The organism is Fulvivirga ulvae (assembly GCF_021389975.1).
Classification (GTDB): Bacteria; Bacteroidota; Bacteroidia; order Cytophagales; family Cyclobacteriaceae; genus Fulvivirga; species Fulvivirga ulvae.
Genome location: NZ_CP089981.1, coordinates 6,872,133 through 6,887,805 on the forward strand (window position 1 = coordinate 6,872,133; position 15,673 = coordinate 6,887,805).

Below are 15,673 nucleotides of genomic sequence, written 5' to 3' on the forward strand. Positions count from 1 at the left end.
AAACTTCAAATTTTTCTTACAACCTGAAAACCCAAAAACATGAAACAAATACTTTTACTATTACTTAGTTTTTATATCACCCTGACCGTTCACGGACAAGGCGATAAACCGATGTGTCAGACTGACACACGGATGAAAGAACTTTATCATCAGCACCCCGAGTCAAGAAAAGAAGCTCAGGAGTTTGAGCAACTGATTAGACACCGAAAGCAAAACCAGATAGCCGGTAAGGAAACTGCTTCGACCTATACTATACCTGTAGTTTTCCATGTCTTTGGGTCTGACTTTGCTGGAAAAACAGTAGATGATAATACCATAATCACGGCATTGGAAAAAGTCAATGAGGACTTTAATGGCCTTAATGATGATTACAATACAGTAAGTGCATTGTTTTCAGGCCTCCGAAGCACACTGGACATCGAGTTTAAACTGGCAAAAACAGACCCTAGCGGTAACCCTACTACCGGTATAAACTATTACCCGGAAAGGTCTGGTTTTGGTAATGGAGGTGGCTACGACAGTCAGATCCGGCAATTTGCATGGGATAATTATATGTATATGAATGTGTATATAATGCTGGATCTCTATGCTGACGGGGCATACAACAATTCCGGTGTGGCCTGGTACCCAGATAGCTGGATGTCTGACAACAACCTGTCCCGTGTTGTTTACAATGGCCGTTATCTGTATGGTAATACTGATAAAGAATTTGCCTCTGTACTCACTCATGAATTCGGGCACTGGCTCAACCTTGCACACACTTTTGACAACGGCTGTAGTGCCCCCGGAGACAACGTAGATGACACGCCCGCTACTACGGCAAACTCCGGGACTTGTAATGTAACCACTGAGATGTGCTCCGGCGCTGGTATCCCTAACGGAGAAAACTATATGGACTACTCTTCTTGCTACAAAATGTTTACGCAGGGGCAGGTAGCCAGAATGATTGCAGCCCTTGACCATGCATCACGCCAGCCACTCTGGCAAGAGTCTAACCTGGAGGCTACAGGCGTAAACAATGCTTCTCAGCCTATTTTGCTTTATTCTGTTTCCCAGCTTTATGAAGATGACAATAACAGCGGTGCCATTGAAGGAAACGCCACAATCAGCGCTAAGAACGGAGCAACATTTGCTACCTCCGGTATGCTTACCCAGGGTACACACTATACAGCTACTAACGTACCGGCAGGCCTTGCTCTGCAAATCAATATTGAAAGCAGTACTTCTGCGCAAATGTCCTTCGCCGGCAATGCTTCATCCCATGCCAGCAGCAATAGCGTATCTGATATTTCCATCACCTTTCTTGATGCAGCCATCTCAGGGGGTGCATCGTCTATACAAAACCCTACGTACAGTGGTTTTGCACTTTATTTTCAAGACCCTTACACCATAGTACACAACGACATCAATGATATTACTGCCAACAGTTCTGCAACATGGACTTACTTCACCGTCGGGTATGGCGACGGTGCTTATGGAAGCTGGTATGACGGCGGGAAGCTGAGACTGGAAACCTATACGAAACCTCTGGTGTGTGAAGGTTCCTCAAGAAATATTTCACTACTTACCAGCGGTACACCAATAGGCACCAACAGCAATTGGGTCGACGGCGGGGCCTACCCTGATGAACATGATTTACGCTCATCATCTTACACCGCCTGGGATGGAAAAACCGGGTATGTCGGGTTCAGATTTTCCAGCCCCGAAGGGAAAAGCCTGCATGGCTGGATGAGGGTGAGTGTAAATGCCAGTGGTAACTCATTCACAGTTTATGAATACGCTTACTATACCAAGCCGGAGGGAACCATCGCAGCAGGCTCTACCACTGTTAATCCGGCTCCTGTTGCCGCGTTTACCGTCTCTGCAACCAACATCACCCCAGGGCAAAGCATTACCTTCTCTGATCAGTCCACAGGTACCCCTACAGCCTGGTCCTGGTCGTTTCCCGGAGGAACCCCTGCTACAAGCACCGAACAAAACCCGACTGTAACCTACAGTAGCCCAGGTTCCTACAATGTGGAGCTTACGGTTACCAATACAAATGGCAGCAATACAAAAACTGCCGCAAATTTCATTATTGTAAATAGTGGTTCAACTACTTATTGTAGTTCGGAGGGAGATGATGCATCATATGAACACATCTCCAATGTGTCCATAGGCAGTTTTTCAAACCCTACCGGGGCTTCAACCTACAGTGATTATACTGGCCTGACCATAGATCTGGTTAAAGGAAGCAACAGCTTCACACTTACGCCTGGTTTTTCCGGCAGTGCCTACAACGAGTATTTCAGAGTATGGATCGATTACAATCAGGACGGAGATTTTTCTGACTCAGGTGAGCTTGCTTTTGACGCGGGAAGTGCCTCATCTTCCGCAGTTTCGGGCACTATTTTAGTCCCCGGCTCTGCCCTTGATGGTACTACAAGGCTCAGGGTAAGCATGAGGTACCGATCAGCGCCACAGGCATGTGGCTCGATCGTGTACGGCGAAGTGGAGGACTATACGGTTAATATTGGCAATGCTACTACTATAAACGCTCCCGGGAACCTTACGGCCAGTGCAACTTCATCATCTGCTTCACTGAGTTGGACAGATAACTCTAATAATGAAGACGGCTTTGAAGTGGAAAGATCAACGGACGGCACTAGCTTCTCCCAGGTATCTTCAGTAGCTGCAAACACAACTTCATATAATGACAGTGGCCTTACGCCAAATACCACTTACACTTATAGGGTAAGGGCCAAAAAGGGATCTTCATACTCCGCATACTCCAATAGCAGCAGTACCACTACATCAGGAGGTGGAGCAGATTACTGTGAAGTGACTAACGGCAATCCTTCAGGACAATATATTGTCAATGTACAGATAGGCGATATCGACAACAGCTCTACGCATACTGCGGATGGCTACTCCGATTATACCAGTCAAAGTACTAACATCTCATCTTCTGAGACGCTCACAGTTACCCCTCATAATACCTGGTCCGCTACTGCAGCCAAGGCATGGGTGGACTGGAATAAAGACGGTGACTTTGATGATACAAACGAAGAGGTACTTAATGCCGGTGGTTCTGCCGGCTCATACAGTACTACGGTTACCGTGCCTTCGGGAATCTCTGGTGCCGTAAGGTTAAGGGTACGGGTAGCTTATAGTGCAACGCCCACTCCATGCGATGACCTGTACTTCAGCGAGGTAGAAGATTATACACTCCATGTCGGTGCCGGTTCAGGGCCATCTACCTCGAGTAGTGATTTTGAAAGAGAGATTAGCATGTTCCCTAATCCATCAAAAGAAGGGCGGCTTAATATCAAATTACCTGAATATGACGGAGACCTTGAGGTGGCCGTATTGAGCCTTCAGGGTGCCATCATTTACCATGAGATCATTCCTCAGCAAACAACGGATGCCGGTGCAATATCGATCCGGATCAATCAAAAATTAAGAGGAACCTTTCTGGTAAGGGTAAAAAGCAACAGTTCTTCTGCAGTAAGAAAAATTCAGTTCGAATAAACCAAATATGAGAAATCCGGAGCCGCACAAGTAATTGCCAGCCTCCGGTTTATTTTATTTGATCATCTATAAACCAAAAACAATCTGTAAAAATGTTACCCCATAAATCTAAATTCCTGCTATTTGCGCTGCTCTTGCTGGCACAAACTTATTCAAAAGGTCAGATGCAACCACCTCGGACGCTACAGGACCATAATGACGATTACTGTTCCCGAATGCATACTGCAAATAGCCACAAAAAAAATAATCATAAAAAGGTGCCTGGTCCTGCATATGATCGCAGTGTTCTCTCCCCATATGAAATCGTACAGGCGGCCTGCCCTACCGATGCTGCAGGCTGGGCTGCACTTAGTACATCTGAATTGGTAGATCAACTCAAAGCCAGTGATTACGCATGCTTTGGAAGCTTTTTCAATGTTGAGTCTACATACGCTCCCGGCATATTCTCTAACGCCAATATGCAGGCGGTTGCATCAGCTATGTACAACCTTTCTGTAAGCTATGACGGCACCAGGGCCAGCGGGCTTTACGGTTTGGTTTATTACCTACATGCAGCGAGCTATCAGGATTTTTACAATGACGCCGTGAGTATGAATGCAACTACAACCGACAGTTATATTATGGCCTGCGAAGCACTTACGGACAACCCGAATCTTTTTTTACTAACTGAAGATGCGCTGGATATCCTTGATGAATACCTCATTTTGCTTGACTTCCCTGGCCTAAGGCACAAGGCCAGTGTATTGAATGTAGTCAAACGTGTAATGACCGACCTGGTGATCAATAAAGTCTGGCAATCACTCCCCGATGAATTGCTTCGCACATACTCCAGAGCCTGCAATCGCGTGTTCTTCCTGATGTTCCGCGGTATGCAGGATGATGCTTACATTAATGCCGTGGACGGAGATGCCGAATATTTCGACCTTATTTATACCATCAGTTCAAGTACCGAGCTTCAAAATAATGATGAATTTAACTATATAACTGAAAATGCCGCGGCAGAAATAGCACGGGCCGCCGAATCGCCATTGTTGATCGACGATGTTGAAGGGCACCTGGTTAGTATCATCAATAACTCTCCCCGCCTAAGCCCCGGCTGGCTCAAAGCTATTGAGGCACTAAACGAATATGGCAATTGTGCCGCATATAGCCTGTGTGAAAACATTGAGGACCTGAAAGTCGAACTGAATGAGATGCTATTCCCTAATTCGTATACTTTTGATGATGGCGACATAAGGATCCGGACTCCGCTGGATGAAAATGAAATCCAGGGCCTTTATCATGCAGCCAAGCAATCCCAAAGTCAATTTTTCAGAATGTTGCAAACCGATGAACCGGTGGCCGGCGATGTCAATGAAGTTTTGAACATTGTAGTTTTCGGTTCTAAACAGCAGTATGAAGACTATGCAACATACCTCTTCAATATAGCCACCAATAACGGAGGTATGTACATAGAGCGAGGTGCAACTTTCTACACCTGGGACCGCACCGTAGGTGTGGAAAGTTCCCTGTCACTGGAAGCATTGTTCAGGCATGAATACACCCACTACCTGCAGGGAAGGTATTTGATCCCGGGCTATTGGGGTGAAGGTGAAATCTATAATGATAGCCGCTTGGTGTGGTTTGAAGAAGGTATGGCCGAGTTTTTTGCCGGCTCTACAGAAACGGAAGGTATCAAATTGCTGGCATCCAATGCAAACAATATTGCCAATAGCCAGGGAGAGTGGCCGTCACTCAATACAGTGCTAAACTCAAGTTACTCCAGTGGCAACTTCTATCACTATCACTATGGTAATATGGTGTGGTACAACTTCTATATAAATGATTTCAGTAAGATCAAAACCTTATTTGAACTGACCAGGAGTAATGATGTTGCAGGCTTTGATAATATGGTAAATCAAATGAGAAGCAATGATGAAGCTGGTTTCACCTCGTTTCTCACCGACGTAGCCAATGGTACGGTAGAGGGCTGGGAGCCTGAAACCAGTTGGCTGAATGATGATTACCTGGCCATTGGTTCTGTGGCAGATATTGAAAGCGAATTTATTGGTATAACCAATCTTACTTCGGCCGCTGCCTCCCTGGATGCCACCGCCATGAACAGACGTTTCCGCATTGATGCCACTATTACCGGATCAGGCTCCGTAAGCAACAATGCCGATGCAGCCCGCTCGGTTGAAGATGCTCTTGATGGTATCCTGCTCAATTTGAGAGAGAACCCTTTACTGAATAATTTCAGCTATTCCATTGGCTACTTTAAAAACCTCACCTACAACTCAGGGACACCAACCGCTGATATTGTGATTCTGGGGCCACTTAAAGACGCTAATATACCTGATACTCCACAGCCTGAGTTTTCAGCAATGAATACAGAAGCCATTGCCGGAGGCGAGGTCAGGTTCAATAATTTATCCAACGGTTATATTAAATCTCTTGTGTGGTCATTTCCCGGTGGGTCTCCGTCAAGTATTGAAAATGAGACCAACCCAGTAATCACTTATAATAATCCGGGCACCTATGATGTTACCTTAAATGTTACAGGCAATGACGGGGCATACAGTAAATCAAAGGCTTCCTACATTACAATTTATGAAAAGAGCGACCTTACTTATTGCAGTGCATCAGGCAGCAGGGATGACAACTACATCAACCGGCTAAAATTCGGCTCTCTAGACAACCCCTCTGGATACCAAAATTATAGTGATTTCACTAATCAAATTACACGCCTTACTCCGGGAACTTCCGAAACCTTGACTATAGGCACAAAAAACAGCTATTGGAGCGGCAATGCCGTTGGCGCCTGGATTGACTGGAATGCAGACGGGGACTTTGACGACACCGGTGAAGAGGTATTCAACCTTTATGGGGCAGGACCTTACGAAACCGCTGTAAATGTACCTTCAGATGCTGTTTTAGGAGTAACAACACTGAGAATAAGGGTGGGCTACGGCTCAGCCGATAAAATAGTGGCTTGCGGCGATGATACCTACATCGGTGAGGTAGAGGATTATTCAATTGTAATCAGCGAAGAGTCCTCATCGGCTCCGGCAGCTGCCTTTTCTGCATCAAAAACAACCATTGCTGCAGGAGAAAGCATTAGTTTTACGGACCAATCATCCAACACTCCGACAACCTGGGCATGGACCTTCCCGGGGGGCACGCCTGCAAGCAGCAACGCACAAAATCCCGTGGTTAACTACACCACTCCCGGTATATATGATGTAACGCTGACTGCAAGCAATGCAAATGGCAGCGATACGAAGACTGTCACTGGATATATTACCGTAGAAGCAGCATCCGGCTACTGTGCATCTTCATCAGAGAGGGCTGCCTATGAGTACATCGCCAATGTGGAAATAGAAGAATTCTCCAATCCTTCCGACTCATCCAAATACAGTGATTTCACCCACCTGACCACGACATTACGCCTGGGAAATAACAACATAACCCTTACCCCGGGCTTTTTGGATGTATCCTTCGATGAATACTTCCGGGTATGGGTCGACTTTAATCAGGATGGAGACTTTGATGACAATGGTGAACTGGCCTTTGATGCTGGCAGTGCTTCCTCATCAGCCGTAACCGGTACAATCACGGTACCTGAAACTGCTCTGACGGGCACAACACGCATGCGAGTGAGTATGCAATTTGCCACTGCTCCTGAAGCCTGCGGTCTTATAGGAGATGGTGAGGTTGAGGATTATAGCGTAGAGATTCTCGAAAACCCTATTCCTGAAGCTCCGTCTGCACTCACTGCCGAGCTTACCTCTTTTACTGCAATTACTCTCAGCTGGGAAGATAATTCTGACAACGAGGACGGTTTTGAGATAGAAAGAATGGCAGCAGGAGGAGCTTTCGAGCCAATCGGAACTGTAACTTCTGATATTACAAACTATGCAGATGCCGGCCTAGATAGCAACACTACCTATACTTACCGGGTAAGAGCTAAGAACGGTGATGCTTTTTCAGGGTACTCCAACACCAGCAGTGCTACCACTCCTGATCTGATTCATTGTGCTGCAGATAACAATACCTCTGCCAGCGAACAGCATATCAGTAAAGTGGCCATAGGTACAATCAATAACAACTCAAGCCACAATGCTACCGGATACTCAGACTTCACTGACCAAAGCACAAATATAGCATCCGTGGCAGAGCTGGCTGTAACGCCGAACCAGACAACAGCAGAAACAAAGGCCAAAGCGTGGGTAGACTGGAACCGGGATGGTGACTTTGATGACCTTGGTGAAGAAGTACTTAGTGCCGGAGGAGCGGGTGATGTATACAATTCAGTAATCACCGTACCTGCAGGTACCGAAGCTGGTGAGGTGGTCCTAAGAATAAGAGTTGCCAGGGGAGCAACACCAACAGCATGCGGCAGCATTGCGCTAAGCGAAGTGGAAGATTATACGTTAAATGTTGAAGACGTGGTGTCGTCAACGAAGTTTGGGGAAACGGTCTCTCAGGAAAATGTGAATTTATATCCAAATCCTTCAAGACAGTCTCAATTCTATCTTTCTTATCCCGAGAGGGCCGGTGATTTGGAGGTAACGGTTACCAGTATGCAGGGTACGGTAATACATAGGCAGCAGATACTGTCTCAAAATCCTAACCACGAGGCATTTGCAATAAAAATAAACCAACCTGTAAGCGGAATATACCTGGTGCATATCAAGGGTAAGGCTGAAACAATAGTTAAGAAAATACACTTCGAATAACCTAATCAACCTGCCTAAACCTAAGGCCGCAGGAACAGTGTTTCTGCGGCTTTTTGATTTTGATGGATTGTATATGCTCCGGCCAATCCCTTGAATGTCCGAGCTGGGTCCCTCGCAAAACGAAGCGTTGTACAAGGAAGTAACATATGCAATGGCAATGCCCATAAAAAGTATTCCCATCACTTTACAACTTCCAAAAGAATCTTTTCTTATCCTGCGAAGCGGCCCCAAGCCTTTCATAAAACCTGATGGCAGGCTCATTAAAAACCGGGGTCTGCCATTGCATCAAACCACACTCATGAGATTTGGCCAATGCAGCTACTTTCTGCATCATCACCTGACCAAGTCCTTTGCCCCTGGCTATACTTTTCAAATACAAACAATCGAGATAGAGGTAGTAAGCCGCATCCCATGTAGAGAATTGCTTCATCAATGTGGCGAAACCGACAACCTGATCCTGATCTTCAACCACAAGGCAATACACATCCTTATGATGAAAAATATGATCCGCCAGCACCTGCCAATCCACATGAGCCGGGATTTCGGCTCTTTCAAAAGCTGCATGCTCATAGCTAAGCCCGATGATCTCATCCATGTCACCGGGCTTTGCCTCTCTGATTGTATACTCTCCTAGCATGCACATTGTATTTCCGACCCGGCAGTTGCACCGGTTCCCCCGGTGGCATAGCCGTCGAACTTCCACCACTCAATTCCACCGATCAGCTCTTTGACCTTAAACCCCATACGAGCCATATTCAATGCGCCTTTGGTGGATGCATTGCAACCTATGCCGTCACAATAGCAGACATAGGTTTTGGACTTATCGAGGTGTTTTGTAGTCCCCTCAGACATTTCACGGTGTGGAATATTGATAGCTCCGGGAATATGCTCCTTTTCATAACCAAAGCTTTGCCGGGCATCGATCACTACCACATCTTCCATATTTTCAAGTGCATCAAATAAGTCAGACGGATCCATTTCATAAGCCAGCTTGCTTTCGTAAAATTCAATTTGCTTGTTCATAACCTTAATATTTTTTGTTTTCCCAAAAGTATGTGGATCTCCCGATGAAGTGCATATATTATAATTGAGCGTTTTTGATGATGTAGCTGAAAATTTTTCAGTTTAAAGTGAAGCGCATTTGTGATAACTTTAGGTTCTGATATAGATCATGACCACATTTAAGTCAGAACCACTAAACTATGGAACTCAAACACTTCCGGCTCATCAAAACCATAGCGGAGGAAGGCAACATTGCCAACTCGTCTGAGAAGCTGTTTCTAACCCAATCGGCCCTGAGCCACCAGCTCCGGGAGCTTGAAGAGCAGTTGGGTTTCAAAGTATTTCACCGGTCACGCAATAAATGGGAGCTTACTGATGAGGGTGCCGAGCTGCACAAGCTGGCCAACACCATTCATGCAGCCATAGAGCAGGGCTTTCATAGTATCAAAAACATTAATGAGGGCACCAAAGGACTGGTCAGGATCAGTACAGAATGCTACTCGTTCTATCAGGGCTTACCGACATTCATCCAAAAAATGGCCGCTCTGTATCCAAAAATAGATGTCGAGCTTATACTCGATGCCACACACCATCCCGTCTCAAAAATACTTTCCAACGATCTGGATATTGCTATAGCAACCTCACGGCCTGCCTCTCCTGATCTCTCCTGTAAGGTATTGTTTGAGGATGAGATCTTTGCCATCATGCACCGGGAGCACCCTTTGGCTACCCAACCTTACCTGGAAGCCGGTGACTTCACCAAAGCCCACCTGATCATCCACTCTTTCCCCCTGGAGACAGTATCAGTTTACCAGACATTCCTAAAGCCAAACCACATTATCCCTGTCCGCATTTCTGCCATACCCCTCACCGAAGTAGCCCTCGAAATGGTAAGCGCCAACATGGGGATCACCTGCATGCCCCACTGGGCATTAAAGATGTTCAGAATCCCTGAAGAGCTGGTATTTAAAAGCATCGGCAAAAATGGCCTGAAAAGGACACATTATCTGATCTCAAGGGCTGAGGATCAGTCCAAAAAGTATATTTCTGAGTTTATTTCGAGCTTTGAGGAGGATTTTGTGGGGTAACTTTAAGATCTGCAACAATGAGAATAATATTTTGTAATAGTATAATAGACAATAAACAAGTTGAGCAAGATTATGAAGATGAAATGAAATCTGCAATAAAAGCAGGGTTTCGAATTTCCCTTGTAAACTTTGAGGAGCTAGCAGCAGGTAATACAACGACAGCTTTAAAACTTGTCCACAAAGCTGAAAAAAATGAACAAGCAATTTACAGAGGCTGGATGTTAACCCTTAATCAATATAAAAACCTCTACGACGGTCTTGCGGTAAAGCATATTCGACTAATCAATACACCTGAAGAATACATTCACTGTCACTATCTGCCTGAATCATATCATAAAATCAAAGGTAAAACCCCTAAATCTGTTTGGACAACAGAACTGGAGCTAAGTACCTTAATAAAACTTGTCTCTAAATTTGGAGAGGCCCCAATAGTTATCAAAGATTATGTGAAATCTGAAAAGCACAACTGGAATGAAGCCTGTTATATACCTGACGCGTCGGATAGTGAAAAGGTAAAATCTACAGTTGAGAAATTCATAAACCTGAGAGGTGATTCATTAAATAAAGGACTAGTCTTTCGACAATTTGAAGAACTCGATTTTTTGACAGATCATTCAAAAAGTGGAATGCCTTTAACAAAAGAGTTCAGGGTCTTTTTTTCACAAAAACAATATGTAACGATGTTCAATTATTGGGATGAAGGAGCATATGGCAATACAAAGCCTAAAATTGATGAATTTATAGAGGTTGCCCGGAATATTGAAAGCAATTTCTTTACCATGGATGTCGCACAAAAGAAAAATGGAGATTGGATAATTATGGAACTCGGTGATGGGCAAGTAGCAGGATTGCCAGACAATGCAAATAAAGATGAGTTTTATAAAAAATTAAAAAATACATTTGAAAAATGTAAATGACTCTATACTAGATATTTTATACCTGCATTAATAATAACATAACGGTAAGCTATTTCAATGGTCTTGACGTCCTCACTATATTTTCTAATATGAAAAAACATCTTACACTCATCCTGTCTTTCTTTCTATCTCAAGTCTGCCTGGGACAATATCACCCTGAATGTACTCAACTATTTAAAGTGATGAGTAGAGATGGAGTAATCATGAGGAAAGAACCCAGTAGGGATTCGGAAAAGCTTTTTGCTTTGTCTTACGGCCAGGAAGTGAGCGTTTGTGGCACATCAAAAAAAGAAACTATCAATGGCATTGAAGGAACATGGCTTTCGGTTATGTACCAGGGAAAGTCCGGTTATGCCTTCGGTGCGTGGCTCAAAGAAACCGAACCATTCTATTTATGGTCTTTTGGTGAAATCGAAATGATTCTACTGGAAGGAAACATAGAAAACTCATATGGGTTTCAAAGAAGATATATCGGTTTAATACCCAATCATAAGGAAGCTGGTCTTACGGCAAGGTACAAGCTAAAAGAGTTTGATATTCGTGATTATAAAAATCAACAACTTCTAAATAGAGATAAACTGAATGAAGAAGGGCTCACTTTTCTTATGAACAGAAGCACTGGCAACGCAGAGGTAATAGGAAGAAAAGTGGTAAACTCAGAACTTTCCCTTGGGCAAACTATTTCTTTTAAAACAGATTCTGCCAACTATGTCCTGTACGTACTAGGTACAACAGTCCTAAATCAAGAAAATGAATTAGACCCCATTTCTTCCATAAAAGACTTTCGGCTTATCCTCAGAAGACAAAAAGGTGGAGTTATCTCTGAGCAGGTAATAGTAAAACGTGATCTTACCAGATGGGTTCCCGGCGACTTTCTGGGAGGGTATTTCATTGACTGGATAGGAGACTTAGACCGAGATGGAGAATTGGATATACTGATGAAAAATATCTACCATCATGAGTGTTATAACCTTCAACTTTTTTTATCCTCAAAAGCTGAAAAAAATTATCTAATCAAACTCGTGCGTAACGATGAGTTTTGCGGAGGGTAAGGCTACATCTTTCTGTTTGGGACATCTGCCAAGAATCACAGCCAGCAAAGCTAAACTACGGCTTTACTAAACTTCCAAAAGTTTGGTAAAGCTTAACTGTTCAGAATTACTGACAGCGGTATTACAACAAAACTAAAGAAATTACACCCCTTCAGGGTTTGTATCCTATTCGGTTAATTAACAAAAGGCTACACCTTTTGCTGATAGATAGCACCCTTTCCTGACTGGAGTTTCACTTGTCTGTATAAGCTTAGGAGAAAGAACACTCGAGATGGATGGCGTTTTTTTCTAACCCGTGGAATAGCAGTGGCTTGGCTACTGTCCAAATGCCCTCATTGGGAGATCCTGGATATTTTCAATTAAGGCTGGTAATGATATTTTATTTTTGCACTGAAAATTCCAGGATGACGTGCGCGGGGAAAGGCACAGAACAATTATAGCCACATTCTTCTTTGCAACCCCATACTCATCCTTCAAAACCTTCGCAGGGCTATCAATCTTATAGCCATTAGTCTCCCCCCGCTAATTTTCATTATTCCTCCCAAATACATTGACCATTCAGACCTTGCCCTCTCAACGCCATCAATGTTTTGAATTTATTTAACAGTTCCTCAGCCTCCAGACAGTTGGTTTCTTCATTGGGAATATTCTCAGGCTTCACTTTTTCCTCATCACGCGATCTTATTTCATAGTTTTTGACCAGACACCTTACAGCCGCTCCTTTGTGAAAGTAAAACCTGCTTTCAGTAATAATATCCTTAGTCTGCGTAACAGGCTCTCCCTCCTCCACAGTTTCCATATCAAATGTCCAGTAACCAACATCAGAAAAGTAAAAGAATAACTCCCCGCCCCACACAAAATACTGCTCCTTGCCTCCATAATGATCGCCTTCCGAAAATGAGTGCTCAATTAATTTAATCTCGCCACTCTCCGTGTAAAACCATACAGTACCTCCGGCAGGATAATCAGGGCACTCGTAATCAATCTCCTCTACTTTCAAAGCGTTTTTCTCCTTTAAACCTATAATGGTTGCATATTTAGTTCTGATATCTTTTATGGCCGTTTCCGCATCAGAAGTTTGAGCATTGAGACTGCTCCATGTGCAAAGTGTGATGATGAGGAGAGCGGTGTATTTCATAGGATTGATTTAAGCAGGTGTGTACGAAACTATTGGATTGGCTCAAAAATATATAGTTGTTTGGAGAAATCCATCAGTGTCAGATATTTACCCATTATAGCTGGGTATCCATACAGTTCGCAATTGTCATCCAACGGATGTGAAGCTTTGATTTCAAAATTTCCTTTATCCATTACAACAAGTGCTGGTGTACCCTTTGAAGTACCCATAAAAAGACATGAATTTGAAATACCCAGATGCCCTACATCCAGCTTCAATTCACCCAAGGCTTGATCTATATTGATTGACTTTTTTACTGCTCCAGTTTTAATATCTAATTCATACAAGTAATTAGCAGATGCATATATGCTGGACTCTCCTTCCTGATAAATTAAACTCACCTTAGCAGACTCAGCATTTAAAGAAGTGATCCAGTTTACATCACCATTTTCAATGTCTAATGAGATAACTTGGCCTTTATCAACGCCTACAATAATTTGTTTATCAATAATAACAGCATACATCGTAATATCACCCTCCCTATCGGAATCCCAAATCTCATCACGATAATTTCCATATCTGGCTATTTCAGTTTTCCAAATAACAGTACCACCAGCAATATTGCGACAGACAATATTATTACCATCAGTTAGAAAAATATGCTCGGTTTCAAATAGAATAAATTTAGGAAAAGAATCTTGTACGAATTCCACTACTTTATTTTGTTCAGCAAGACTGGCTAGAAAAAGTCTATTCTCATCGCCCATATCCAATGAAATAAACAAACTATTTTTATAGATAAAAGAATCATAAATAACAAATAGGTCATCCATTTTCATTAGAAGAGAAAAATTCTCTGTTTTTATTTCAAATAAATAAATCGCCTCATCTATCTGAATAATGAGCATATCCTCATGAAGCAATAAGTACATCCCTTCAAAATCACCTTTATTCTCTAGTATTTCCGCAAAATCCTTAAGATCAATTTCTTTTTTAAGCTCTAGGTTTTCGATAGTAATTATCTTAATTATTCCATTAGACATGGGTATATACATAAATTTCTTATCTGAAACGGGTGTGCCCGTACAATTGGAAATCTTATGTTTTAATCCAAGAACACAACCAACGTCTACTGATGGCATTTGTCTCCTAGTATTGTGAAAAACGTTATCCCGCATAAGTTGAATTAAAATGTAATATGAAAATCTGGCAGATACCCTCTGCGGCGAAGTATCTTCTGGAAAAATAATTCCTATGGAATCAAGGTTTCTATACTACATTCTAAATCTGAAAAAATAAGTTCAAACAACAGCAGAAATTTGAGACTTCGTATCAGCCGTTGCCTTCTTTAATATCTCTTCAAACTCTCTAATAGTATTACCCTTGAGCATTTTTCCTGTTATTGCTTCATCAATACCATTGGTACTTAAAGGGGTTAACTCAACTTCAAAAGCCCCATCCTCCTCAACCACCACCATAACAAAATCATTTTCTAGCTGATCCATTTGGTCATAAGTGATTTTAAATTTATCAGACATAGCGTCAAAGTCAACATGAATAATTTCTTGCTCTACCAGGGAATTAAAATCCCTAAAAGTTAGCTTAGCCATGATTAAAAAAGCTTCCATATATCAAAATTTTGACTATTTTTAAAATTAAAAACTGATTGGTTCCCTTGCTTAGAATACGAAGAACTCTTTTTCGACACCTTTCTGTTCAAAGGTATCTATTCCATAATGTTCTACAAGTCTTAAAATTACTGCTTCTTGCCATGCTCTTTCCTCATCGGGGTTACTACTAGCCTCCTCAGCCCAACTCAACCCCTCAATTAACCAATGATATCCACCATCCGTTATATCTGAGTCAAAAACGAAAGGCTTCGCTTCATTTAGAAACCTTTCTCTCCCGTCGAGTTTCCAGCAGAAAAAAAAGAACAACTGAATTACTGCACAATAAGCCTTATATAGCTGGGTATCCTTCTTTCCGTTGACATAATGTAAACTTGACTGTCCCAACAAATCCTCTACATACTTTCTATATACTTTATAAGAATACATCTTTTTTGCATTCGACTCAGACATATTGCTTTTCCCCTTTATCTCATAAGTTTCTTGATATTTCCACAGGCTTTTACCCAACTCATCAATCAATTTGTAGTCATCCTTTGAATCTTGAAATTTTGGAAGAAGCCTTTTGACCATGAAGGCTACCAATGCTAAAATACCGTGCGTATTAATTTCTTGAATTTTACTTTCCAAACTCTTCATTC

General features: G+C 42.7%; 11 protein-coding genes. 5 read left to right on the top strand and 6 right to left on the bottom strand.

Annotated elements, in window-relative coordinates; translation table 11 throughout:
* Positions 1 to 39: 39 nt before the first annotated feature.
* Together LVD17_RS27930 and LVD17_RS27935 are read left to right on the top strand one after the other, a co-directional pair.
* Positions 40 to 3,510, top strand: a complete 3,471-nt coding sequence (locus LVD17_RS27930; RefSeq protein WP_233763677.1) for a M43 family zinc metalloprotease — start codon at positions 40 to 42, stop codon at positions 3,508 to 3,510.
* A gap of 92 nt (positions 3,511 to 3,602) precedes the next feature.
* On the top strand, positions 3,603 to 8,228 hold the full coding sequence (locus LVD17_RS27935; protein WP_233763678.1) for a GEVED domain-containing protein: 4,626 nt from the start codon (positions 3,603 to 3,605) through the stop codon (positions 8,226 to 8,228).
* A 184-nt stretch (positions 8,229 to 8,412) separates the two neighbouring features.
* On the opposite strand, the gene LVD17_RS27940 is transcribed toward LVD17_RS27935, so the two are convergent.
* Both LVD17_RS27940 and LVD17_RS27945 read right to left on the bottom strand, forming a co-directional pair.
* Positions 8,413 to 8,865 carry a GNAT family N-acetyltransferase gene (locus tag LVD17_RS27940; protein ID WP_233763680.1) on the bottom strand — a complete coding sequence of 151 codons (453 nt, stop codon included), beginning with the start codon at positions 8,863 to 8,865 and terminating at the stop codon, positions 8,413 to 8,415.
* On the bottom strand, positions 8,859 to 9,251 hold the full coding sequence (locus tag LVD17_RS27945; protein WP_233763682.1) for a rhodanese-like domain-containing protein: 393 nt from the start codon (positions 9,249 to 9,251) through the stop codon (positions 8,859 to 8,861). Before LVD17_RS27945 ends, LVD17_RS27940 begins: the two co-directional genes overlap by 7 nt.
* Before the next feature lie 179 nt (positions 9,252 to 9,430).
* Between LVD17_RS27945 and LVD17_RS27950 the strand changes: the two genes are divergently transcribed.
* From LVD17_RS27950 to LVD17_RS27960, 3 genes are all read left to right on the top strand, one after another.
* Positions 9,431 to 10,318: a LysR family transcriptional regulator gene (locus tag LVD17_RS27950; protein ID WP_233763683.1), complete on the top strand. Its 888-nt coding sequence runs from the start codon at positions 9,431 to 9,433 to the stop codon at positions 10,316 to 10,318.
* A 17-nt stretch (positions 10,319 to 10,335) separates the two neighbouring features.
* Complete coding sequence (locus tag LVD17_RS27955) at positions 10,336 to 11,235, top strand: ATP-grasp domain-containing protein (protein ID WP_233763684.1); 900 nt, start codon at positions 10,336 to 10,338, stop codon at positions 11,233 to 11,235.
* An 89-nt stretch (positions 11,236 to 11,324) separates the two neighbouring features.
* Entirely contained in the window at positions 11,325 to 12,287 is a 963-nt protein-coding gene (locus LVD17_RS27960; protein ID WP_233763686.1) for an SH3 domain-containing protein, read from the top strand.
* Positions 12,288 to 12,819: 532 nt separating this feature from the next.
* On the opposite strand, the gene LVD17_RS27965 is transcribed toward LVD17_RS27960, so the two are convergent.
* From LVD17_RS27965 to LVD17_RS27980, 4 genes are all read right to left on the bottom strand, one after another.
* Positions 12,820 to 13,425, bottom strand: coding sequence for a hypothetical protein (locus LVD17_RS27965; RefSeq protein WP_233763688.1), 606 nt, complete (start codon positions 13,423 to 13,425; stop codon positions 12,820 to 12,822).
* A 29-nt stretch (positions 13,426 to 13,454) separates the two neighbouring features.
* Positions 13,455 to 14,546, bottom strand: coding sequence for an outer membrane protein assembly factor BamB family protein (locus tag LVD17_RS27970; protein ID WP_233763689.1), 1,092 nt, complete (start codon positions 14,544 to 14,546; stop codon positions 13,455 to 13,457).
* A 159-nt stretch (positions 14,547 to 14,705) separates the two neighbouring features.
* On the bottom strand, positions 14,706 to 15,032 hold the full coding sequence (locus LVD17_RS27975; protein WP_233763690.1) for a hypothetical protein: 327 nt from the start codon (positions 15,030 to 15,032) through the stop codon (positions 14,706 to 14,708).
* Between the two features lie 51 nt (positions 15,033 to 15,083).
* Positions 15,084 to 15,671: a hypothetical protein gene (locus LVD17_RS27980; RefSeq protein ID WP_233763691.1), complete on the bottom strand. Its 588-nt coding sequence runs from the start codon at positions 15,669 to 15,671 to the stop codon at positions 15,084 to 15,086.
* Between the last annotated feature and the right edge of the window lie 2 nt (positions 15,672 to 15,673).

Bases quoted from the DNA above. Each gene is read 5' to 3' on its own strand.
- LVD17_RS27955 (WP_233763684.1), top strand. From the start codon at position 10,336: ATGAGAATAATATTTTGTAATAGTATAATAGACAATAAACAAGTTGAG.
- LVD17_RS27965 (WP_233763688.1), bottom strand. From the start codon at position 13,425: ATGAAATACACCGCTCTCCTCATCATCACACTTTGCACATGGAGCAGT.
- LVD17_RS27960 (WP_233763686.1), top strand. From the start codon at position 11,325: ATGAAAAAACATCTTACACTCATCCTGTCTTTCTTTCTATCTCAAGTC.
- LVD17_RS27930 (WP_233763677.1), top strand. From the start codon at position 40: ATGAAACAAATACTTTTACTATTACTTAGTTTTTATATCACCCTGACC.
- LVD17_RS27935 (WP_233763678.1), top strand. From the start codon at position 3,603: ATGTTACCCCATAAATCTAAATTCCTGCTATTTGCGCTGCTCTTGCTG.
- LVD17_RS27970 (WP_233763689.1), bottom strand. From the start codon at position 14,546: ATGCCATCAGTAGACGTTGGTTGTGTTCTTGGATTAAAACATAAGATT.
- LVD17_RS27975 (WP_233763690.1), bottom strand. From the start codon at position 15,032: ATGGAAGCTTTTTTAATCATGGCTAAGCTAACTTTTAGGGATTTTAAT.
- LVD17_RS27950 (WP_233763683.1), top strand. From the start codon at position 9,431: ATGGAACTCAAACACTTCCGGCTCATCAAAACCATAGCGGAGGAAGGC.
- LVD17_RS27980 (WP_233763691.1), bottom strand. From the start codon at position 15,671: ATGAAGAGTTTGGAAAGTAAAATTCAAGAAATTAATACGCACGGTATT.
- LVD17_RS27945 (WP_233763682.1), bottom strand. From the start codon at position 9,251: ATGAACAAGCAAATTGAATTTTACGAAAGCAAGCTGGCTTATGAAATG.
- LVD17_RS27940 (WP_233763680.1), bottom strand. From the start codon at position 8,865: ATGCTAGGAGAGTATACAATCAGAGAGGCAAAGCCCGGTGACATGGAT.